This is a genomic window from Sphingobium xenophagum NBRC 107872 (assembly GCF_000367345.1).
Lineage (GTDB): Bacteria > Pseudomonadota > Alphaproteobacteria > Sphingomonadales > Sphingomonadaceae > Sphingobium > Sphingobium xenophagum.
The window spans coordinates 1-22,461 of sequence record NZ_BARE01000035.1; the positions used below are offsets into that span (position 1 = coordinate 1).

Here is a 22,461-nt window from a genome sequence, read left to right on the forward strand (position 1 = left end):
GGCTCGTCCCGCCGATGCGGACGCCTTCGGGATTATAGCCGCCATTGCCGAAGGGGGAGGTGCCGCCGGTGCCGATCCATTTATTGCCGCCCTGATGCCGCCCCTGCTGTTCCTCCAGCCGCTTCTTGAGCGTCTCCATGATCTCGTCCCAGTCGCCCAGCGACTTGATCTTTTCCATTTCTTCGGGGCTGAGATATTTTTCCGCGACCAGTCGCAGCCATTCCTCCGGTATTTCCGCCTCTACGCCGGAACTGCCGAGCACGCCCTTGAACACCTGACCGAATACCTGATCGAAGCGGTCGAGCAGCCCTTCATCCTTCACATAGGTTGCGCGGGCGAGATAATAGAAATCCTCCGGCCGCCGTTCGATGACGTCGCGGTCCAGCGCTTCCAGCAGCAGCAGATGCTCCTTGATGCTGGCGGGGATGCCGGCGGCGCGGAGCGCATCGAGAAAATTGAGCAGCATGGCCGCCTTTGTCGGGCAGCGCGGCGCATGATGCAAGTGGCCGGACTCAGCGCTTGTCGGAATATTAAGTGTTGCAGTGCATGGTTAATGCGTCACTATCCAGTCATCGGGAAATTTGGGGCCTACGCTTGGAAAACAGGGACTTGCTGGCTGATCTTGGGGAACGGTCAGGCGACATCGCGTTGCAATGCAGCGAAACCGCGGGCTTTCTGAGCGAGTTGAACCTGCGGATACAGCAGGATTCGGCGAGGCTGTCCGATTTGCACGCGAATATGGATACGCTGGCCGCCAGCCAGAATGAAAGTGTCGCAGCCGCGCAGGAATTGAGCCTGACCGCGCGTCGGGCGGGGCGGATCATTGCTGAGGGACATGCGGCCATCACATTGTCGCTGGGCGAGGTGGCGGGGCTGGTCGAGCATGTCACGGGGCTGGAGGGGCATTTGCGCCAGTTCCTGTCGGTGATCGAGGCGGTGGGCGATATTTCCGACGAGCTGGGGACGATCGCGCGGCAGACGCGGCTGTTGGGCATCAATGCCGCGATCGAGGCGGCGCGCGGCGGGGAGGCGACGCAGGGCTTTGCCGTGGTGGCGGACGAAATCCGGCGGCTGGCGGGGCAGGCGGGCGAATCGGCGGCATCGGTCGGCGACAAGCTGGGCCTGCTGGATCGCGATGCCCGGCGGCTGATCGGCGGGGTGGAGGCCAATATCGTGCGCGGGCGCGATGTCGGCACGCATATCGACCGGCTGCGGATGAGCATGGCGGAGATCGCATCGCTGGTGACGCAATTTGCCGAACGGTCCGATGCGATCGTGACCTGCACCGACGAAGCGGACAGCGACGTGGCGGCGTTGCGGCAGGGCTTGGCGCTGTTCAGCCAGTCGGCAAGCGAAAGCGCGACGCGGGTGGAAGTGGCGCGCAGGCAACTGGAAGGGCTGGAGGGCATGGCCAACGCCATGCTCGATACCGCCGCCCATGGGCCAGGGCGGACCCGCAACAGCCGCTATATCGCGCTGGCGGAGGAAGGCGCAGATGAGGTGATGGCGCTGATCCGACAGGGGATTGCGGACAATCAGCTGAGCCTGGCCGACCTGTTCGACACCGATTATCGCCGGATCGAGGGGACTGAACCGGCGCAATATCAGACCCGCTTCACCGCCTTTGCCGATGCGCTGCTGCGCCCGACGCTGGACCGGCGCACGGGCGAGGACAGCGCGATCGTGGGGTGCTGCCTGATCGACATGAACGGCTATCTGCCCACCCATATCAGCAAGCGCAGCCAGCCGCAGCGGCCCGGCGATCCGCGCTGGAACATGGAACATGCGCGCAACCGCCAGATGTTCATGGACAGCCAGACCCGGCGGGCGCTGGACGGAGAAGGCGATTTTTTCCTGTTCACCTATCGCCAGGATCTGGGCGAGGGTCGCTATCGCGCGCTGCGCAGCGTGTTCGTGCCGCTGGTTTTCGAAGGGCGGCGATGGGGCCTGTATGAGGTTGGCTATCTGATCTGACGGCCCGAATAGGGACATTTGCGGATGGAGCGGGTGGCGGCGCAGGGATAAGCAGGAAGGCAATTGTCCAACGCCCTTGCCTGCCGGAGTTTCGCCCATGAAAACCATTCTGCTGCATATTCATGAGGATAGCGCCCAGAATAGCCGGATGGAGGTGGCGCTGGACATTGCCCGCGCGACCGGCGCGCATGTTCGCTGCCTTCAGGTTACGCCGGTGATCGATTATGTGTCGGCGGACATGTATGGCGGCAGTTATGTGCTGCCCCAGGACATCGACAATATCCGCATTGCCGAGGCGCAGGAAAAGGAAAAGATCGAAGCGCGTATCCAGCGCGAGGGCGTGGCGTGGGACTGGCGGCACAGCGATGGCGACGTCGTGCAATGCATCCTGTCGGCGTCCCGGCTGGTCGATGCGATCGTCGTGACCCTGCCGGGGCCGGGCCGCCGGGGGATCGGCGATCCGCTGCCGATCGTCGCCGACCTGGCAATCAGCAGCCGCGCGCCCATCCTGGCCGTGCCCAAGGGGTGCAAGGCCTTTGCCTGTCAGGGTCGGGCAATGGTGGCATGGGATGGATCGCACGAGGCCGCCGTGGCCCTGTGCGCCGCGCGGCCATTGCTGGCGCTGGCGAGCGAGGTGCATGTCGTGACCGTCGAGGAAAAGGCCAAGCGCGATTTTCCGCCGATCGACGCGAGCGAATATCTTTCGCGCCACGGCATCGCGTCGGAAATCCACGAATGGCCGCGCAAGGGCCGGACGGTCGAGGAGGCCCTGGCCGCTGCCGCCGACGAACTGCGCGTCGACTGGATCACGATGGGTGCCTTTGGCCATAGCCGCCTGCGCGAGACGATATTCGGCGGCGTCACCCGCTATCTGTTGGGCGAAGCGCGGGTTCCGCTCTTGCTGGCGCACTGATTTCGCGTCAGTGATGGACGATGGCGATCAACGATGTCGATCCGCGCGATGATGCGCATAGCCTGGAGCAGGCGTTGCTGGGGTCGATCCTGGCGACGGTGCCCGACGCCCTGATCGTCATCGACGCACGCGGACGCATCATGTCGTTCAGCCCGGCGGCACAGCGCATGTTCCAGTATGGCGAGGCCGAAGTGCTGGGCGAGAATGTGTCGATGCTGATGCCATCGCCCGATCGCGAGCGGCATGACGGCTATCTGGACCATTATCGCGAGACCGGGGAAAAGAAGATCATCGGCATCGGTCGCCTGACCACGGCGCGGCGGCGGGATGGATCGACCTTTCCCATCGAACTGGCGGTCGGCGAGGTCAGCGATCAGGGTATGCGATTGTTCACCGGCTTCATCCGCGACCTGACCGAGCGGCAGAAAACCGAGCGGCGGGTACAGGATTTGCAGGCCGAACTCAGCCATGCGTCGCGCGTGACCGCGATGGGGACGCTGGCCGCGGCGCTGGCGCATGAACTCAACCAGCCGCTGACGGCGATCGCCAATTATATGGAGGCGGGGCGCGATCTGCTGGCGCAGGAAGGCGCGATCGACCGGAGCTTGCTGGGCGAAGCGATGGACGAGGCCGCGACGCAGGCGCTGCGCGCCGGGGAGATCATCCGGTCGCTGCGCGAATTCATTCGCCGGGGCGAAGCGGACCGCCAGCCCGAAACCGTATCGACCCTGTTGTCGGAAGGGGTGGCGCTGGCCTTTATCGGCATCAACAGCCGGGGCATCGATATGGACATCGCCGTCGATCCCCGTGTAGGCCGCATCATGGCCAACCGGGTGCAGGTGCAGCAGGTGATCACGAATCTCGTCCGAAACGCGGTGGAAGCGATGGAGGGGCGTCCGATGCGCATTCTCCATCTGTCGGCCGCGCCTGACGATGATGGCCGGGTGGAGATTGTCATCGCGGATAGCGGCCCCGGCCTTGATCCGGGGGTCGAACGATCGCTCTTTACCCCGTTCAGCACCACCAAGCCGACGGGCATGGGCGTCGGGCTGTCGATCAGCCGCACCATCGTGGAAGGCCATGGCGGCCGCATCTGGGCGACTCGATCGCGCTGGGGCGGTGTCGCCTTTCATTTCACTTTGGACGCCGCGGATTGACGCCATGACCCAACCCCTCATCTATGTCGTCGATGATGACGAGGCGATCCGCCGATCGCTCAGCTTCATGCTCAAGACCGGCGGCTTTGCCGTGCAGAGCTTTTCGGGCGGCATCCCGTTCCTGAAGGAAGCCGCCGGGCTGGAACAGGGCTGCGTTCTGCTGGACGTGCGGATGCCGGACATGGACGGGCTGGAGGTGCAGCGCGAACTGCGCGCGCGGGGTGTCCTGCTGCCCGTCATCATCATGACCGGCCATGGCGATGTCGGCATGGCGGTGGCCGCGATGAAGGCGGGCGCGACCGACTTTATCGAAAAGCCGTTCGAGAAGGCGGCCCTTCTGGACGCCATCGCCGCCGCCAATGCGCAGGTTGCCGCCCACCGCGACGCCGGCGCGCGGCGCGAGAATGCGCAGGCGCGCCTCAACATCCTGACCGATCGCGAACGCGAGGTGCTGAACGGTCTGGTCGAAGGACTACCCAACAAGTCGATCGCCTATGATCTGGGCATTTCGCCGCGCACGGTGGAAATCCATCGCGCCAATCTGATGCAGAAGCTGGACGTGCGCAGCCTGTCCGAAGCGCTGCGCATTGCGTTCCAGGCCGGGATGCAATGATGCCCGATCAGGGACATTACGGATAGGCTGATGCCCGCCGCTGCGTCAGGCAGCGATCATGATGATGCATTTTGATCTGGCGCAAACCGCGCCCGCCGCCCCCGCCCCGGTTCCGTGCCAGGACGCCAGCTTCTGCCAGCGATGCGACGTGCGTGCGCGCGCGATTTGCGGCACGCTGGAGGAGGATGATCGCGCCGCGCTCAATCGGCTTGGCCGGCGGGTGACGGTGCAGGCCGGGCAGACGGTGATGTGGGAAGGGGACGATGCCACCATCGTCGCCAATGTCATCGAAGGCACGCTCAAATTGTCGGCCTCCACCGGCGATGGACGCGAACAGATTGTCGGCGTGGTCTATCCGTCCGATTTCATCGGTCGCCCCTTTGGCCGCAGCACCCCCCATAGCGTGACCGCGCTGACCGACGCGCGCCTCTGTCTGTTCACGCGGGGCGCGTTCGACGGTTTTGCCCGCACCCATCCCGAACTTGGCCACCGCCTGCTGCAACGCACGCTGGACGATCTGGACCGGGCGCGCGCCTGGATGCTGTTGCTGGGCCGGAAGAATGCGCGGGAAAAGATCGCGACCTTCCTGCTCGATATGTCGCACCGGCTGGCGGGGGAGGGCGCGGGGCCGCTCGACAGCTTCGCGCTGCCCCTGTCGCGCCAGCAGGTCGCCGATGTGCTGGGCCTGACGATCGAGACGGTCAGCCGCCAGATGACCGACATGAAGCGGGCGAAAATCATCGACCTGCCGAACCGTCGCACCGTCGAAATACTGGATCGCGACCAGTTGTCCTGCCTCGCCGAAGCGGCCTGACCGGCACAGATCGGCCCGGATAGGGACATTCACCTACAGACCCCGATGCCCCCTTTTGACAGAGGACAAGGACAGTCGATGTCCGCCCGTGCAGGCGATTTCGACGAACATATCTCCTGGGGGATAAGCATGGAACAATTGGTCATGAAGGCGGGCGGGTGGTTCGCGCTGGCCCTGCTCGCGGCCGCTGCGGCGGTCATGGCGGCGGACAGCGGTTTTGCCGTCCATATGACGATCGTGGCGGCGACCGGACTGCTGCTCGCGGCGCTCACCCTGAAACGCGCCGACTATGGTGCGATCATCCGCGGCGCGCTCAAGATGCCCGATCAGGGGCGTTATGATGACGACATGATCCGCTGGGGCGTCATTGCGACGATATTCTGGGGTCTGGCCGGTTTTCTCGCCGGTCTCTACATCGCGCTTCAGCTCGCCTTTCCCGCGCTGAACCTGGGGATTGAATATACCAGTTTCGGGCGATTGCGGCCGCTGCACACCTCGGCAGTCATCTTTGCCTTTGGCGGCAACGCGCTGATCGCGACCAGCTTCTATGTCGTGCAGCGCACCTGCCGGGCGCGGCTCGCCTTTCCCACCATGGCCCGCTTCGTCTTCTGGGGATACCAGATGTTCATCGTGCTGGCCGCCACCGGCTATCTGATGGGCATTACCGAGGGCAAGGAATATGCCGAGCCGGAATGGTATGTCGACCTGTGGCTGACGGTCGTGTGGGTGTGTTACCTGCTGGTGTTCGGCGGGACGATCCTCAAGCGGTCCGAACCGCATATCTATGTGGCCAACTGGTTCTACCTGTCCTTCATCATCACCATCGCGATGCTGCACATCGTCAACAATCTGTCGATGCCGGTCAGCCTGCTGGGGTCCAAAAGCTATGCCGCCTTTGCGGGCGTGCAGGATGCGCTGACCCAATGGTGGTACGGCCATAATGCGGTCGGCTTCTTCCTGACCGCCGGCTTTCTGGCGATGATGTATTATTTCGTCCCCAAACAGGCCGAACGCCCGGTCTATAGCTATCGCCTGTCGATCATCCACTTCTGGTCGCTGATCTTCCTCTATATCTGGGCCGGGCCGCACCATCTGCATTACACTGCGCTGCCCGACTGGGCGCAGACGCTGGGCATGGTCTTTTCGATCATGCTGTGGATGCCCAGCTGGGGCGGGATGATCAACGGCCTGATGACGCTGAACGGCGCATGGGACAAGATCCGCACCGACCCGATCATCCGCATGATGGTGATGGCGCTCGCCTTCTACGGCATGTCGACCTTCGAAGGCCCGATGATGTCGATCAAGGCGGTCAACAGCCTGTCCCATTATACCGACTGGACGATCGGCCATGTGCACAGCGGCGCGCTGGGCTGGAACGGCATGATCACCTTTGCCTGCCTCTATTATATGGCGCCGCGCCTGTGGGGCCGGGAGCGCCTCTATTCGCTGCGCATGGTCAACTGGCACTTCTGGTTGGCGACGGTCGGCATCGTCCTCTACGCCGCGGCGATGTGGACGGCGGGCATCATGCAGGGGCTGATGTGGCGCGAATATGGGAGCGACGGCTACCTCGTCTACGCCTTCTCCGAAGTCGTGAAGGCCATGTTCCCGATGTACCTGATCCGCGCGGCCGGCGGCCTGCTCTATCTGGCTGGCGCGATCATCATGGCGGTCAATATCGGCCTGACCATCGCAGGACGCCAGCGCGAGGAAAAACCGATGCGCGACGCTGCCTTCGATCCCGCCGCCGACCGTCCCCTCCAGCCGCACGCCGCGTGACGGAGAAACCGACATGGAAACCAAGACAAAAAGCAAATTTTTCGATCATGGTAGGCTGGAACGCAACGTATCCCTGCTGGGCATCGCTGCGCTGATCGTCGTTGCCATCGGCGGCATCGTGGAGATCGCGCCGCTGTTCTGGATCGACTCCACGATCGAGAAGGTGGAGGGGATGCGCCCCTACACCCCGCTGGAACTGGCCGGGCGCAACATCTACATCCGCGAAGGCTGCTACAACTGCCATAGCCAGATGATCCGCCCGTTCCGCGACGAGGTGGAACGCTATGGCCATTACAGCCTGGCGGCGGAAAGCATGTATGATCATCCCTTCCAGTGGGGGTCCAAGCGCACCGGGCCGGATCTGGCGCGGGTGGGCGGACGCTATTCGGACGAATGGCATGTCCAGCATCTGAAAGACCCGCGCGCGGTGGTGCCGGAATCGATCATGCCGACCTATCCCTTCCTGGCCGAACGCGACCTGAAGGCCGGTGACATGAGCGGAGACCTGACCGCCCTGGCGCGCGTCGGCGTCCCCTATGACAAGGACGCCATCGCCGCCGCCAACGACGACCTGAAGGCGCAGGCCGATCCAAACGCCGACAGCACGGCGCTGGTGAAGCGCTATCCCAAGGCGCAGGTGCGCGATTTCGACGGCGATCCGAACAGGCTGACCGAAATGGATGCGCTGGTCGCCTATCTCCAGATGATCGGCACGCTGGTCGATACCAAGGCTGCCGCCGCGCAGGAGACGGTGCGATGAGCTATGACGCGATGCGCCATTTCGCCGATAGCTGGGGCCTGGTTTTCATGGGCCTCTCCTACCTGATCCTCATCGGCTGGCATTTCCGGCCCGGCGCGCGCCGCCGCAGCGGCGATGCCGCCACGATGATCTTCACCGACAGCGACACCAAAGGGGGCGACCATGGCTGACCCGACCAAGAGCAAGATCGACCAACATAGCGGCACCCCGACGATGGGGCATGAATGGGACGGGATCGAGGAACTGGATACGCCGCTGCCGCGCTGGTGGCTGTGGACCTTCTACGCCTGCATCCTGTTTTCGCTGGGCTATGTCATCGCCTATCCGGCCTGGCCGCTGGTGAACAGCTATACCAAGGGGATGCTGGGCTGGTCCAGCCGTGGCGATCTGGCGCGCGACATGGCAGCGCAGGCGGCGAAGGTCGCGCCGATCCACCGCGCTATCGCGGCGACGCCGATCGACCAGTTGCCGGCCAATGCCGCGCTGATGCAGGCGGCGGTCGATGGCGGGCGCGCGGCGTTCAAGGTCCATTGCGTGCAATGTCATGGATCGGGCGCTGCCGGATCGAAGGGCTATCCCAACCTGAATGACGACGACTGGCTGTGGGGTGGCGATCTGGTCACCATCGAAAAGACGATCATCGATGGCGTCCGCAATCCCGATCATGCCGAAACCCGCATGTCGATCATGCCCGCATTCGGCCGCGACCAGTTGTTGCAGGCGGCGCAGGTCGACGATCTTGTGGCGCATGTCCGCACGATCAGCGGCCAGCAGAAGCCCGATGCCGCGTCCCGGCGGGGCGGGCAGCTTTTCGCCGACAATTGCGCCGTTTGCCACGGCCCGGCGGGCAAGGGCAATCGCGAGCTAGGCGCGCCCAATCTGACCGATGGCATCTGGCTGTATGGCGGCGACGCGGAGAGCATTCACCAGACGGTGTGGAACAGCCGCCAGGGCGTGATGCCGCGCTGGGGCGACAAGCTGGACCCGGCGACGGTGCGGATGCTGGCTGCCTATGTCCACAGCCTGGGCGGGGGCGAGGCTGCGCCGGTGCCGGTGCCGGTCCCGGTCCCGACGGTGGCGGCGGCGGTGGACAACGGCGCGGCGGAGGCGACGAGCGATGCGCGGCAATAGCCTGCCTGTGCTAGGGGTGGCGGACGGCAGGCGTCAGGTACGCCCGTCATGACCGCCGCTCCCCTGTCCCTCTATGCCAAGCGCAAGGGCGTTTATCCCAAGGCGATCGACGGCTTTTACCGTCGCCTGAAATGGGTGGTCATGGCGGTCACGCTCGCCATCTACTGGATAACGCCCTGGCTGCGCTGGGATCGCGGCCCCTATGCGCCCGATCAGGCCGTGCTGGTCGATCTCGCCCATCGTCGCTTCTACATGTTCGCGATCGAGATTTGGCCGCATGAATTCTATTATGTCGCTGGCCTGCTGGTCATGGCCGGGGTCGGCCTGTTCCTGGTCACTTCTGCGGTCGGGCGCGCCTGGTGCGGCTATGCCTGCCCGCAGACGGTGTGGACGGACCTCTACCAGCATGTCGAGCGCTTCATCGACGGCGACCGCAATGCCCAGATCCGCCTGGACAAGGCGCCCTGGAGCGCGGGCAAGATCGCCCGGCGGGTCGCCAAATGGAGCATATGGCTGTTCATCGCCTTTGGCACCGGGGGCGCGTGGATCTTCTATTTCGCCGATGCGCCGACGTTGCAGCAACAGTTTTGGAGCGGGACCGCTGCGCCTGTTGCCTATGCAACGGTCGCAGTCCTGACCGCGACCACCTTCATCCTGGGCGGCTTCATGCGCGAACAGGTGTGCATCTATATGTGCCCCTGGCCGCGCATCCAGACCGCGATGCTCGATGAAAAGTCGCTGGTGGTCACCTATAAATATTGGCGCGGGGAGCAGCGGGGGAGCCTGAAAAAATCGCTGGCGCAGCCCGACGCCTTTGGCGATTGCATCGATTGCGACCAGTGCGTCGCCGTCTGCCCCACCGGCATCGACATTCGTGAGGGGCCGCAGATCGGCTGCATCACCTGTGCGCTGTGCGTCGATGCCTGCGACAAGGTGATGGCGCAGGTGGGGCGTCCGCGCGGCCTGATCGACTATTGCACCGAGGATGACGCCACGGCGGAAAAGGCAGGCCGTGCGCCGCGCCCCGTCATCCGTTCGCTGCTCCATGTCCGCACGCTCGTCTATCTGACGCTGTGGAGCGCAGTCGGCGTCGCCATGCTGTTTGCACTGGGCACTCGCACCCGGATCGACATCAGTGCGCAGCAGGATCGCAATCCCATCGCGATGCGCCTGTCCGACGGCACGGTTCGCAATGCCTTCACGGTCAAGCTGCGCAACATGGAATCGCGGCCACGGCCGATGCGTATATCGGCAGAAGGGCTGGCCGGGGTCAGCCTGTGGACCGACCGGGATGGCCGGGCCGATGCGCGGGCGGCGATCGACACGATCGTCCCGTCCGACAGCGTGGCGAAATTGCGCATCTTCCTGGCCGCGCCAGCGAATGGCCCGCAGCGCGAGGATTTTGCCTTCACTGTCCGCGCCACCGACCGCGAAGGCGGCACAGCCAGCGAACCCGCCCATTTTGAAAGGTTGCAATGATGCCCGGCTTTCACCTGACCGGCCGCCATGTCGCGGCGATTTTCGTGGCCTTCTTTGCCGTGGTGATCGCGGTGAATGTCCTGATGGCGAGCTATGCCGTGGGTGGTTTTGGCGGCACGGTGGTCGACAATAGCTATGTCGCCAGCCAACGCTTCAACGGCTGGCTGGCGCAGGCGCGGCAACAGGATGCGCTTGGCTGGCAACAGGAAACACGGCTGGACGCTGCCCGCCATGTGTTCCTGAAGCTGGTCGGGCCGCGATCGCAGCCCATGACCGTCACCGCGACGGCGGAGCATCCGCTGGGGCGCGCGCCCGACTTGGATTTGCGCATCGAGCGGCAGGCCGATGGCGAGTGGCGGGCGGCGCAGCCGCTGCCCGCCGGGCGGTGGATCATCCACTGGACCGTCAGGGCCGACGGGCATGAGATGCGCTTTGTGGAAAGGCATGGATGATGGCGAGCCTGCCCGTCACCCTGATGCCTGATCCCATCGCACCGGATGCGGCCCATAGCCTGTTCGCGGTGCCGGACATGCATTGCGCAGGCTGCATCGCCAAGGTCGAGCGCGGGCTGACGGCGCTGCCGGGCATTCATGCCGCGCGGGTCAATTATTCGGCCAGGCGCGTCGCCATCACCCATGATCCGGCGATGACCCTGCCGGACCTGCGCGCAGCGATTGCGGGCATTGGCTTTGCCGCCGAGCCGCTGGCCGATCCAACGATCGCGGTGGAGAATGCGCAGGACAAGCGGCTGTTGCGCGCGCTGGCCGTCGCTGGCTTTGCATCGATGAACATCATGCTGCTGTCGGTATCGATCTGGTCAGGGGCGGTGGGCGCAACCCGTGAGCTGTTCCACTGGCTGTCCGCCCTGATCGCGCTGCCGACGGTCGCCTATGCCGGGCAGCCTTTCTTCCGTTCCGCCTTTGCAGCGCTGCGGGTCGGGCGCACCAATATGGACGTGCCGATCAGCATCGGGGTGCTGCTGGCCACGGGCATGAGCCTCTATGAGACGATTACCGGCGGCAACCATGCCTGGTTCGACGGCGCGGTGATGCTGCTGACTTTCCTGCTGGCTGGACGATGCCTGGACGCAATGATGCGGGGGCGCGCGCGCGACGGCGTCGCCGCCCTGCTGCGCCAGACCGCGCCGGGCGCCTATGTGATCGAGGCCGGTCAGCGCCGCTGGGTCGAAGCGCGCGCGCTGGTGCCGGGGATGATGATGCAGGTTGCCGCGGGCGAACGCTTTGCCGCCGATGGCGAAATTCGGGAGGGGAAAAGCAGCGTCGATCTGGCTTTCCTGACGGGCGAGAGCCGTCCGGTGGCGGTCGGCGTCGGTGATGGCGTTCATGCAGGCGCGCTCAACATGGACGGGCCGCTCAATGTGGTCGTAAGGGCGGCGGGCGCGGATACGCTGATCGCCGACATAGCGCGGATGATGGATGCAGCCGGGCAGGGCAAGTCACGCTATGTCCGGATCGCCGACCGGGCGGCGCGGCTCTACGCGCCTGCCGTCCATCTGCTTGCCGCGCTGTCGTTTGCAGGCTGGATGATCGCTGGCGCTGGCGTGCATCAGGCGCTGCTGATCGCGACCGCCGTGCTGCTGATCACCTGTCCCTGCGCCCTTGGTCTGGCCGTGCCCGCCGCGCAGGTGGTGGCGTGCGGGGCGCTGATGCGGCGCGGCATATTGGTGAAGGACGGGTCCGCGCTGGAGCGGCTGGCAGAGGCGGACCGCGCGATGTTCGACAAGACCGGCACGTTGACGCTGGGGCGGCCAATGCCCGAAAATCTCGATGCGTTGCCTGCCGATGTGCGGCCGGTGGTGCTGGCGCTGGCCCGCGCCAGCCGCCATCCGCTGAGCGCCGCTCTGGCCGAGGCGCTGCAACGGGAGGGCGTCATGGCGGCCACGCTGTCCGACCTGCGCGAGGAGGCTGGCGTTGGCGTCAGCGCCTTATGGCAGGGGAGGCCGGTATCGCTTGCCCGACCGGCCAATGCGGGCAACTGGACCAGCCTGGCGACTGAATATCGGGAGGGTGATCGTCATATTCTCCTGACCTTTGCCGACATGCTGCGTCCCGATGCCGCCGCGACGGCGGCGGCGCTTCGTACCCTTGGCCTCGATCCCATCATTGCAAGCGGCGACCGACCGCAGGCGCTGCATGAAGTGGCGATGGCGACGGGGATGCTGGCGACCGGCCATATGAGCCCGCAGGCCAAGCTGGCGATGATCGAGCGGCTCAAGGCGCAGGGGCATCGCGTGCTGATGGTCGGGGATGGCCTGAATGACGGGCCTGCGCTGGCGGCGGGCCATGTCAGCCTGGCGCCTTCATCGGCCAGCGACGCCAGCCAACTGGCGGCCGATGTGGTGTTCCTGGGCGACAGCCTGTCATCGGTTGCGGTTGCCGTCCGTGCAGCGCGGCGGACGCTGGCGATCGTGCGTCAGAATTTCATGCTGGCCGTGGGTTATAATCTTCTGGCCGTGCCGCTGGCGATCGCCGGGCTTGTCACGCCCTTGGTCGCGGCGCTGGCCATGTCCGGTTCGTCGTTGATCGTCATTGCCAATGCGCTGCGTTTGCGGCGGGCGGCACGATGATCGGCCTTGCTCTCCTCATTCCCATTGCCCTTTCGCTGGGGCTGGTCGGGCTTGGCGCCTTTTTCTGGGCGTTGAAGGCCGGGCAGTTCGATGATCCTGACGGCGCTGCGCTGCGCATATTGAACGATGATGACTGACGGCGCGCGCGATCCTGATTAAGCGCTATTGCGCCAGCAGGTTCAGCGCGCGGGTCATGAGCGCCACGAAGCGGGGTTCATCGACGCGTGCGGCGCTGTCATTCCAGCTGGCGGCGATGGCGAACCACCGGCCGTCGCGCGCCTGCACCAGAAAATTCATGGCGATGACGCCCGGCTCCGATCCGCCCTTATAGCCCAGATAGTGCCAGCGTTTCGCATCGGCAGGCGCAATGCCGGGATTGACCGCCATGATCGGCAGGGCATCGCCGCCATTGCGCCTTAGCCAGTCGAGCAGCCGGACCATGTCGCGCGGCGTGGCGAACCATTCGATGCTGTCGATGGCGGTCGGAATGTCCGCAACCGTGCCGATGTCGACCGCGCCCGCCGTCAGTTGCGCGGCGTTGGCGGTGATGATCGCACGGCGCTGGTCCGGCGTCGCTGCGGCATAGTTGCGCGCGAGATCGGCATGGGCGGGCATTTTGAGCGCGAACGCTTCCGCCGTGGTCAGCAGGGGCAGCGTCGCGTCCGGGCGGGCATGGCCGCTGGTTGCGACCATGGCATCGACCCGCATGCGCCCCAGTGCCAGCAACAGCGTATCGGCCGCGCTATTATCGCTTTCCGCGATCATCGCCAGCGCCAGACTGTGCAGCGTCATCGGCGCGCCATCGGGCGTCGTCAACAGCCGCCCTGAAAAGCTTTTGTGCGACAGCGGGATCACGTCGCTCCAGCGTCGTTCGCCTGCCGCCACGGCGCGGGCGAGTTCGGCCAATATATAAAGTTTGAAGGATGAACCCGTCGCCATCAGCGTATCGGCGTGCTGATCGTGCAGCCAGAGCGGGCCTGCATCGCCCAGTTGCGCTATCGCAAGCGCGGTCCGACCGGGGAGGGCGACGATGCCGGCCAGAACCCGGTCCATATCGTCATCCGTGCGCCGCGTGCCGACCAGTTGCAGGCCGACAACCCGGTTGGGCGCCTGGGGCGCGACCACCAGCGTGAAGCCGATCGTCGCCCGCTCATAACGGATTTCCACCACGCCTGTCGTCGGGCTTTCGACCTGCACCGCGCCGCGCGCCAGCGGCTTGCCATATTGCTTGCGCAGATCGGCGGCCAATGCGCGCCATTGCGCGACCGGGACGGCGTCCAGAAACAGGGTGGAGAAATAGGCGTCCTCGCCACCCGGCGCGGACAGGATGGACAATAGCTGGTCGGCCCTGGCCTGATAGGTCGCTTCTCTGGCTGCGCCACTGGTTGGCCACAGCGCCAGCCCCAGCAAGGCAAGCGCCGCGACAAGCATCTTCATGCGTCGATCGCTTCTTCGTCCACCGCCGCTGCATTTTCCTGAATGAAGGCGAAGCGGTGCGCCGGATTGGTGCCCATCAGCCGGTCGACCAGATCGCGCACGCTGGCGCGGTCCTCGACATCGGCGGGCAGGGTGATGCGGATCAGGCTGCGGGTGGCGGGGTCCATCGTGGTCTCGCGCAACTGCATCGGGTTCATTTCGCCCAGCCCCTTGAAGCGGCTGACCTCGACCTTCTTGCCCTTGAACTCCTTGCGCAACAGTTCCTCGCGATGCGCGTCATCCTTGGCATAGAGGCTCTTGCCGCCCGCCACGATCCGGTAGAGCGGCGGCTGCGCGAGATAGAGATGCCCGCGCCGCACCAGTTCCGGCATCTCCTGAAAGAAGAAGGTCATCAGCAGCGTTGCGATGTGCGCGCCGTCGACGTCGGCGTCGGTCATGATGACGATGCGCTCATAGCGCAGATTGTCGGGGTTGCAGTCCTTGCGCGTGCCGCAGCCCAACGCCAGGATCATGTCGGCAATTTCCTGATTGGCCAGGATCTTGGCAGTATTGGCGGATGCGACGTTCAAAATCTTGCCGCGCAGGGGCAGGATCGCCTGCGTCTTGCGGTCGCGCGCCTGCTTGGCCGATCCGCCCGCCGAATCGCCTTCGACCAGGAAAATCTCCGTGCCGTCGGGATTGTCGGTCGAACAGTCGGTCAGCTTGCCGGGCAGGCGCAGTTTGCGTGCGCTCGTCGCGGTCTTGCGCTTGACGTCTTTTTCCTGCTTGCGCCGCAGCCGGTCGTCCATCCGGTCGATGACATAGGCGAGCAGCGCCTTGCCGCGATCCATATGATCGGTGAGGAAATGGTCGAAATGGTCGCGCACCGCATTTTCCACCAGTCGCGCTGCATCCGGGCTGGTCAGGCGGTCCTTGGTCTGGCTTTGAAATTGCGGTTCGCGGATGAATACCGACAGCATGATTTCCGATGACGTCATGATGTCGTCGGCGGTGATGTCCTTCGCCTTTTTCTGGCCGATCAGATCGCCAAAGGCGCGGATGCCCTTGACCAAAGCGGTGCGCAGCCCCGCTTCATGCGTACCGCCATCAGGCGTCGGGATGGTGTTGCAGTACCAGCTATAGCTGCCATCGGACCAGAGCGGCCAGGCGACCGCCCATTCGACCCGGCCAGCAATGCCGGGAAAATCCTGGTTGCCGGTGAAAAACACACTGGTCGCGCATTCGCGATTGCCGACCTGTTCCTTCAGATGATCGGCAAGGCCGCCGGGAAACTGGAACACGGCTTCTGCTGGCGTATCGTCGCTGATGAGCGAAGGATCGCATTTCCAGCGTATCTCGACACCCGCGAACAGATAGGCCTTTGACCGGGCGAGGCGATAGAGGCGCGCCGGCTTGAACTTCTGCTCGCCGAAAATGGCCGTGTCCGGCGTGAAGCTGACGGACGTGCCGCGCCGGTTGGGGGCAGCGCCCACCTTTTCCAGCGGGCCGAGCGGTAATCCCTGCGAGAAGCTCTGGCGGAACAATTCCTTGTTGCGGGCGACCTCCACCACGGTTTCGGTCGACAGCGCGTTGACGACGCTGGCCCCCACCCCATGCAGGCCGCCCGACGTGGCATAGGCCTTGCCCTCAAACTTGCCGCCCGAATGGAGCGTCGTCATGATGACTTCCAGCGCCGACTTGCCGGGAAATTTCGGATGCTCGTCGATCGGCATGCCGCGGCCATTGTCGATAATGGTCAGGCGGTTGCCCGCCTCCAGCGTCACCTCAATCCGCGTGGCATGACCCGCCACCGCTTCGTCCATGCTGTTGTCCAGCACTTCGGACGCCAGGTGGTGCAGCGCGCGCTCGTCCGTGCCGCCGATATACATGCCGGGGCGACGACGGACTGGTTCCAGTCCTTCGAGCACTTCGATGGCGGAGGCATCATAGCCGGAGGAGGATGTGGGCTGGGCGGCGAACAGGTCATCGGACATGATTGCAAGCTATAGGCAGGCGCGCGATCCGCGCAAGCACTGTGCTGAAATGGCAACAGCAACAAAATGTTGCATTGCGATGTGAAACAAAAGCGCCGTTCGATCCGTTAGCGGAGCGCAGTTGGGTTTCGATACCCGATCAGGCGAGGAGATTTTTTCAATGTTTTTCAACCGTATCGCGCCGCTTGGCGCCACCCTGGCGCTCGCTCTGGCGGCGGCCCCCGCCTTCGCACAGGATAGCGGCCCGGTCGATTGGACTGGCCCTTATGTGGGCGGGTCGTTCGGCTATAATTTCCAGAAGAGCGACGGCGCAGAGCATCTGCGCTTCGATACCAATGCCGACGGCAGCTATAATGACACGGTGACCACCATCACCGGCGCCAATGCCTTTTCGCCCGGCACTTGCGGCGGCGCAGCGCGCGGCCCCACCCCGGCTTCGGGTTGCGACGATGACAAGGATGCGATCGGCTGGATGGGCCATGTCGGTTATGACATGCAGTTCGGCGGCATCGTCGCCGGTGTCGTCGCCGAAGCCGGCAAGGCCTATATCAGCGACAGCGTGACCGAATATTCGACCACCCCGGCCTTCTACACCATGACGCGGCGGATCGACTGGAACGGTAATCTGCGCGCGCGCCTGGGCTACACCACGCCCAGCGGCATCATGCCCTACATCACTGGCGGTCTTGCCTATGCGAAGGTCAAGAACAGCTTTAGCACCAGCAATGGCGCGAACAGCTTTACATCGGTCAATGCCAAGGAAGACGCATGGGGCTGGACCATGGGTGGCGGCCTCGAAGCGAAAGTGTCCGACAATTTCTCGATCGGCGCGCGCTATCTGTGGACCCGCTATAATGTCGACGATTATCGCGTCGATGTCGGTGCGGGGACTGCGCCTGCCACCAACCCGTTCCTGATCACCCCGTCGGGCGGCACAAGCATGAACCGTGGCGACAAGTTCGACACGCAGAGCGTGATGGTGACCACCAGCTTCCGCTTCTGACGGATGGCATGAAAAAGGGGCCGGTTCCTACGCAGGAACCGGCCCCTTTTTTGTATCCGGGTCAGATGGTCAACGCACCCTGGGGCCGCCGAAAGGCAGCGGCGGGGGCGGGCGGCGGGTGCCGCGCGGCAGTTGCGCCTGATAGGCGCGGCCGCAATGTTCGACGCAATAGGGGAAGCCAGGGTTCACCGGCTCGCCACAGAAATGGAAGTCGGGCTCGCCCGGATGCCCCATCGGCCATTTGCAGATCCGCTCAGTGAGGTCGAGCAGCGACGTCTTGCCCGCGATTTCCGCACTGGGCTTGGCCGGGACCAGGCGACGGGGCGGCGCGGGCGGGATGGGCGCCTGCTGATCGCCCGGACCCTGACGCAGGAAACCGCCCGGCCCGACCGACACGATGCGCGGCTGCGGCTTGGCGGCTGCGTCTTCAGCGACGGGCGCTGGCGCAGGCGCGGCGGGGGCTGCGGCAGGCGTGAAGGCGCGGACGGGGGCAGGGGCTTCGGCCACCGGCGCGGGCGCAACCGGGCGCGGCGCGGCCTCTGCCTCGACCGTCGGAGCGGGGCTGGCTGGCTTGCGCGGCGGCGCGGGCGCCTTTTTGGGCGCATCATTGGCCTTGACCGGCGAAGGACGCGATTGCAGGCCCAGGCGATGGGCCTTGCCGATCACTGCATTACGGCTGACGCCGCCCAATTCCTCGGCAATCTGGCTGGCGGTCAGGCCGCGTTCCCACATACCCTTGAGCTGGTCGATACGCTCGTCGGTCCAGGACAATGAAACACTCCTCAAAATATCTGGCTGCGCCCCTATATGGGGAGCCGGTGCGCAGGTTCAAATCCGTGAACAGCGCCCTTGCAGCAAATCCTCTCAGCCGATAGTCGATCCATCCATGAACGACCAGCCCAAAATTAGCCCGACCGCGCCCGCCACGCCGCCATTCCCCGAACCGGGGGTGCCAGTGATTCGCAACATCAACTGGGCGGGCAGCTGGGCGCTCTATCTGAAGGAAGTGCGCCGCTTCATGAAGGTGCAGCTTCAGACGGTGTGGGGACCGGCCATCACCACCCTGCTGTTCCTGGTCATCTTCATCGTCGCGCTGGGCGGCAGCGGCCGCACCGTGATGCTGCGCGGGCAAGCGGTGCCGTTCGCCGATTTCGTCGCGCCCGGCCTGATCATCATGGGGATGATCAACGCCTGCTTCGCCAATGCCAGCTTTCCGTTGATGGTGGGCAAGGTGCAGGGAACGCTGGTCGATTATCTGATGCCGCCTATTTCCGTTGGTGAATTGCTGGGCGCACTGGTGGCGTCATCGGTCACGCGCGCGCTGTTCGTGGGGTCGGCGCTGTGGGCGGCCATGGCGCTGTGGCCCGGTGTCCATGTCACCCCTGCGCATCTGTGGGCGGTGCTGTGGTTCGCCCTGATCGGCACCAGCTTCATCGCCTTTCTGGGCGTGCTGACGTCCATTTGGGCCGACAAGTTCGATCATAACGCCGCGGTCACCAACTTCGTCATCGGTCCGCTGGCGCTGCTGTCGGGCACTTTCTACTCGATCGACCGGCTGCCGCCCTTTTTTCAGGGGATCAGCCACGCCAACCCGTTCTTCTATATCATTTCGGGCTTCCGCTATGGCTTCGTCGCGGCGGCCGATACCAACATCGTGGTGGGCAGTAGCGTATTGCTGGCGCTCAATATCGGGCTTGGCACGCTCTGCTACACGCTGTTGAAGCGCGGCTGGAAGATCAAGGCGTAACCGTCAGGAAAAGGCGGCGAAGATCGGCATGAGCGCGCTGAGGACGATGAGCATCACGATCGCCAGCAGCCAGTGATGCCAACGGGGCAGGGCGTCATCGCGATGGTCTTCGTCCCAGGGCCACATCAGCGGTTCGATCCGCCAATTCGGGTGGGCGCCTGGCCAGTCTCGATCATCGCAACCTGCATAAAATCATCATCACCCGCGGCAAGATCGACGCCTTAACACAGCGCCGGGGTGTTGCAAAAGCATCTGCGGGGCCGCCTGCGTTCAGGCGATGGTTACATTTCTCTGCCACAGCGGCTGCGATCCCGCTTTGCAGCAAGAAAGATTGATGATGAAGATCGCCATAGTGTTCGGCACCCGCCCCGAAGCGATCAAGATGTTCCCGGTGATCCACGCCCTGCGCGCGCGGCCCGGCGTGGAAACCCGCGTCATCGTGACGGCCCAGCATCGCGGCCTGCTGGATCAGGTGCTGGAGATTGCCGGGATCGTGCCGGACGTCGACCTTGACGTCATGGTCCCGAACCAGACGCTAGACGGGCTGACCGCCAAGCTGATCGTCGAACTGGGCAAGGCGTTCGACGCCGAAAAGCCTGATCGCATCGTCGTTCATGGCGACACGCTGACCACCATGGTCGCGAGCCTGGCGGCCTATTATCGCAAGATTCCGGTTGCCCATGTCGAGGCGGGACTGCGCAGCGGCGACATCCACCACCCCTGGCCCGAAGAGGTGAACCGCCGCGTCGTCGCCTGCATCGCGGACATGAATTTCGCGCCGACGCAGGCGGCCGCCGATGCGCTGCTGCGCGAAAGCCGGGACGCAGCGGGTATCCACATTACCGGCAATACCGTGATCGACGCGCTGCTCGCGACGCGCGACCGGGTGCTGGCCGATCCGTCGCTTGCCAGCGGTCTCGATGATCTTGCCGCGCGTTTCGCTGGCAAGCGGATCATCGCCGTCACCAGTCATAGGCGCGAAAATTTCGGTGGTGGCATGGAGGCGATCGCCCGATCCATTGCCGACATCGCGGCGCGGCCTGACGTGGCGGTAATCTTTCCGGTCCATCCCAACCCCAATGTCCGCCCCATCATGGACGCAGTGCTGGGCGGCCTGCCCAATGTCGCGATGATCGAGCCGCTTGATTATCCGCATTTCGTGCGGCTGCTTGATCTGTGCACCCTCGTCCTGACCGATAGCGGCGGTGTGCAGGAAGAAGCGCCCTCGCTCGGCAAGCCGGTTCTGGTGATGCGGGAAACGACCGAACGGCCAGAAGGCGTGGAGGCCGGGACGGCGAAGCTGGTCGGAACCGACCGCGCCCTGATCGTGCGCGAGGTGCTGGCGTTGCTGGATGACAAGGACGCCTATGATGCCATGGCGCGGGCGCATAATCCCTTTGGCGATGGCCATGCGGCGGAGCGGATTGCTGGCGTTATCGCGGGATAGAGCGTCATAATTTCCTCTCCCGCAGGGGAGAGGCAACGAGACTTGGCAGCTTGCTGCCTCAGTCGCAGTGGTGAGGGCGTCCGCCCTGACGTTGGCGCACAGCCCCCCCCTCATCCAACTGCGCCTAACCGATCCTTCGGATGCGGTAAGGCTCCATATCCTTCTCCCCCAGGGGAAGAAGGTCGATCTTGGTGCCACCGTTACCGAAATCTTCAGCATTTCCGGGCAGAAACTGCGGCAAATCTTAGCCTCATAAGGACTGCCTGCTCATGCCCGTCGACACCAAGCAGAAGGTTTCCGTCATCGGCCTTGGCTATATCGGCCTGCCGACCGCAGCCCTGATCGCCCGTGGCGGCGCGCAGGTGGTTGGCGTGGATGTGTCCGCCCATGTCGTGGAAACCGTCAATTCGGGCCGGGTGCATATCGAGGAAGTCGATCTTGACGGGCTGGTGCAGGGCGTCGTCGCGCGCGGCAATCTGCGCGCCAGCCTGGAGGTCGAGGAAAGCGACGTGTTCATCATCGCCGTGCCGACCCCGGTGGCGGAAGATCGCGCGCCCGACATCAGCTATGTCCTGAAAGCCGCACGCACGATCGCCCCGGTGCTGAAGGCGGGCGACACGGTGATCCTGGAATCCACATCGCCTGTCGGCACGACCGAAGCGATGCGCGATGTCATCGGCACGATGCGCCCCGACCTCAAAATGCCGGGCAAGGGCGTGCAGGGCGACATCGCCATCGCCTATTGCCCGGAGCGCGTTCTGCCCGGCCGTATTCTGGTCGAGCTGATCGACAATGATCGCTGCATCGGCGGCATCACGCCGCGTTGCGCGCGCAAGGCGCTGGGCTTCTATCGCCAGTTCGTGCGCGGCGCGTGCATCACCACGACGGCCCGCGCGGCGGAGATGGTGAAGCTGGTCGAAAACAGCTTTCGTGACGTCAACATCGCCTTTGCCAATGAATTGTCGGTGATCGCGGAGAATATGGACATTGACGTGTGGGAAGTGATCCGGCTGGCCAACCGCCATCCGCGCGTCAATATCCTTTCCCCCGGTCCCGGCGTCGGCGGTCATTGCATCGCGGTCGATCCCTGGTTCATCGTCCATGGCGACCCGGAAAATGCCCGCATCATCCGCACCGCACGCGAAGTGAATGACGGCAAGACCGACTATGTCGTGGCCAAGGCGTCTGACATGATCGATGCCTTTGCTGGCGAGGATGTTGCCTGCCTGGGCCTGGCGTTCAAGGCGAATATCGACGATTTCCGCGAAAGCCCGGCAGTCAAGGTCGCCGCTCGGCTGGCCCGTCGCTATGGTCGCCGGATCAAGCTGGTCGAACCCTACGCCCATGCCCTGCCGATGGAATTTGCCGGGACGGACGCGGAACTGATCGATCTCGATACGGCTCTGGAACAATGTGGCGTGTTCGTCATTCTTGTCGATCATGACATGTTCAAATCTGTCCCCGTCGATGAACGTGTCGGCAAGGCCGTTTATGACACCCGCGGCATCTGGCCCGATCAGCCGCGCCGCTTCGCCGAACCGGCACCGGGGCGTATCGCCGTCTGAGGACCGGCCATCGGGCGCGACCCGTCGCGCCCGTGGTTGCCTTCGTCGTGCCGCGCCGCTACCCCCCGGCCTCAATCGG

General features: G+C 64.6%; 21 protein-coding genes and 1 pseudogene. 17 read left to right on the plus strand and 5 right to left on the minus strand.

The window, feature by feature from the left end; all coding sequences use genetic code 11:
• Window positions 1–466 (minus strand): annotated as a pseudogene (locus tag SX1_RS15305) (VWA domain-containing protein); the annotation flags it as partial.
• 143 nt (window positions 467–609) lie between these two features.
• On the opposite strand from SX1_RS15305, the gene SX1_RS15310 reads away from it, so the two are divergent.
• The 13 genes from SX1_RS15310 to ccoS all read left to right on the plus strand — a co-directional run bounded on the left by SX1_RS15310 (window position 610) and on the right by ccoS (window position 13,347).
• Complete coding sequence (locus tag SX1_RS15310; RefSeq protein WP_019053701.1) at window positions 610–1,974, plus strand: methyl-accepting chemotaxis protein; 1,365 nt, start codon at window positions 610–612, stop codon at window positions 1,972–1,974.
• A gap of 97 nt (window positions 1,975–2,071) precedes the next feature.
• Window positions 2,072–2,887 (plus strand): universal stress protein, encoded by an 816-nt coding sequence (locus tag SX1_RS15315; RefSeq protein ID WP_019053702.1) that lies wholly within the window; start codon window positions 2,072–2,074, stop codon window positions 2,885–2,887.
• A gap of 20 nt (window positions 2,888–2,907) precedes the next feature.
• Window positions 2,908–4,044, plus strand: coding sequence for a sensor histidine kinase (locus SX1_RS15320; RefSeq protein ID WP_019053703.1), 1,137 nt, complete (start codon window positions 2,908–2,910; stop codon window positions 4,042–4,044).
• A gap of 4 nt (window positions 4,045–4,048) precedes the next feature.
• Complete coding sequence (gene fixJ / locus SX1_RS15325; RefSeq protein ID WP_019053704.1) at window positions 4,049–4,657, plus strand: response regulator FixJ; 609 nt, start codon at window positions 4,049–4,051, stop codon at window positions 4,655–4,657.
• Window positions 4,658–4,715: 58 nt separating this feature from the next.
• Entirely contained in the window at window positions 4,716–5,471 is a 756-nt protein-coding gene (locus tag SX1_RS15330) for a Crp/Fnr family transcriptional regulator (protein WP_019053705.1), read from the plus strand.
• A gap of 129 nt (window positions 5,472–5,600) precedes the next feature.
• Window positions 5,601–7,253 carry a cytochrome-c oxidase, cbb3-type subunit I gene (gene ccoN / locus SX1_RS15335; protein WP_026149809.1) on the plus strand — a complete coding sequence of 551 codons (1,653 nt, stop codon included), beginning with the start codon at window positions 5,601–5,603 and terminating at the stop codon, window positions 7,251–7,253.
• A 13-nt stretch (window positions 7,254–7,266) separates the two neighbouring features.
• The gene (ccoO, locus tag SX1_RS15340) at window positions 7,267–8,013 is read left to right on the plus strand and encodes a cytochrome-c oxidase, cbb3-type subunit II (protein WP_019053707.1); all 747 of its coding nucleotides are present in this window, start codon (window positions 7,267–7,269) and stop codon (window positions 8,011–8,013) included.
• Window positions 8,010–8,183 carry a cbb3-type cytochrome c oxidase subunit 3 gene (locus tag SX1_RS15345; RefSeq protein WP_017182345.1) on the plus strand — a complete coding sequence of 58 codons (174 nt, stop codon included), beginning with the start codon at window positions 8,010–8,012 and terminating at the stop codon, window positions 8,181–8,183. Before ccoO ends, SX1_RS15345 begins: the two co-directional genes overlap by 4 nt.
• Entirely contained in the window at window positions 8,176–9,144 is a 969-nt protein-coding gene (gene ccoP / locus SX1_RS15350) for a cytochrome-c oxidase, cbb3-type subunit III (RefSeq protein WP_019053708.1), read from the plus strand. The genes SX1_RS15345 and ccoP overlap by 8 nt, the downstream gene beginning before the upstream one ends.
• A 48-nt stretch (window positions 9,145–9,192) precedes the next feature.
• The gene (ccoG, locus tag SX1_RS15355) at window positions 9,193–10,623 is read left to right on the plus strand and encodes a cytochrome c oxidase accessory protein CcoG (RefSeq protein ID WP_019053709.1); all 1,431 of its coding nucleotides are present in this window, start codon (window positions 9,193–9,195) and stop codon (window positions 10,621–10,623) included.
• The gene (locus tag SX1_RS15360) at window positions 10,620–11,075 is read left to right on the plus strand and encodes a FixH family protein (protein WP_019053710.1); all 456 of its coding nucleotides are present in this window, start codon (window positions 10,620–10,622) and stop codon (window positions 11,073–11,075) included. The genes ccoG and SX1_RS15360 overlap by 4 nt, the downstream gene beginning before the upstream one ends.
• Window positions 11,075–13,210 carry a heavy metal translocating P-type ATPase gene (locus tag SX1_RS15365; protein WP_019053711.1) on the plus strand — a complete coding sequence of 712 codons (2,136 nt, stop codon included), beginning with the start codon at window positions 11,075–11,077 and terminating at the stop codon, window positions 13,208–13,210. The genes SX1_RS15360 and SX1_RS15365 overlap by 1 nt, the downstream gene beginning before the upstream one ends.
• Window positions 13,207–13,347: a cbb3-type cytochrome oxidase assembly protein CcoS gene (gene ccoS, locus SX1_RS15370; RefSeq protein ID WP_017182340.1), complete on the plus strand. Its 141-nt coding sequence runs from the start codon at window positions 13,207–13,209 to the stop codon at window positions 13,345–13,347. Before SX1_RS15365 ends, ccoS begins: the two co-directional genes overlap by 4 nt.
• A gap of 25 nt (window positions 13,348–13,372) precedes the next feature.
• Here the strand turns inward: ccoS and SX1_RS15375 are convergent, their stop codons facing one another.
• Both SX1_RS15375 and parE read right to left on the minus strand, forming a co-directional pair.
• On the minus strand, window positions 13,373–14,647 hold the full coding sequence (locus SX1_RS15375; protein ID WP_019053712.1) for a serine hydrolase: 1,275 nt from the start codon (window positions 14,645–14,647) through the stop codon (window positions 13,373–13,375).
• A complete protein-coding gene (gene parE, locus SX1_RS15380; protein WP_019053713.1) occupies window positions 14,644–16,620 on the minus strand; it encodes a DNA topoisomerase IV subunit B in 1,977 nt (658 codons plus the stop codon). The genes SX1_RS15375 and parE overlap by 4 nt, the downstream gene beginning before the upstream one ends.
• A 160-nt stretch (window positions 16,621–16,780) precedes the next feature.
• Between parE and SX1_RS15385 the strand changes: the two genes are divergently transcribed.
• A complete protein-coding gene (locus tag SX1_RS15385) occupies window positions 16,781–17,623 on the plus strand; it encodes an outer membrane protein (RefSeq protein WP_017182337.1) in 843 nt (280 codons plus the stop codon).
• 69 nt (window positions 17,624–17,692) lie between these two features.
• Here the strand turns inward: SX1_RS15385 and SX1_RS15390 are convergent, their stop codons facing one another.
• Complete coding sequence (locus tag SX1_RS15390; protein WP_019053714.1) at window positions 17,693–18,394, minus strand: GcrA family cell cycle regulator; 702 nt, start codon at window positions 18,392–18,394, stop codon at window positions 17,693–17,695.
• Between the two features lie 115 nt (window positions 18,395–18,509).
• Here SX1_RS15390 and SX1_RS15395 point away from each other — a divergent pair, with 115 nt between their 5' ends.
• On the plus strand, window positions 18,510–19,370 hold the full coding sequence (locus SX1_RS15395; RefSeq protein WP_017182335.1) for an ABC transporter permease: 861 nt from the start codon (window positions 18,510–18,512) through the stop codon (window positions 19,368–19,370).
• Between the two features lie 3 nt (window positions 19,371–19,373).
• On the opposite strand, the gene SX1_RS24855 is transcribed toward SX1_RS15395, so the two are convergent.
• Window positions 19,374–19,496, minus strand: a complete 123-nt coding sequence (locus SX1_RS24855; RefSeq protein WP_017182334.1) for a hypothetical protein — start codon at window positions 19,494–19,496, stop codon at window positions 19,374–19,376.
• Between the two features lie 211 nt (window positions 19,497–19,707).
• Here SX1_RS24855 and wecB point away from each other — a divergent pair, with 211 nt between their 5' ends.
• Entirely contained in the window at window positions 19,708–20,817 is a 1,110-nt protein-coding gene (gene wecB / locus SX1_RS15405; RefSeq protein WP_026149810.1) for a non-hydrolyzing UDP-N-acetylglucosamine 2-epimerase, read from the plus strand.
• Window positions 20,818–21,086: 269 nt separating this feature from the next.
• Window positions 21,087–22,382, plus strand: a complete 1,296-nt coding sequence (gene wecC, locus SX1_RS15415; RefSeq protein ID WP_019053717.1) for a UDP-N-acetyl-D-mannosamine dehydrogenase — start codon at window positions 21,087–21,089, stop codon at window positions 22,380–22,382.
• Window positions 22,383–22,461: the final 79 nt, after the last annotated feature.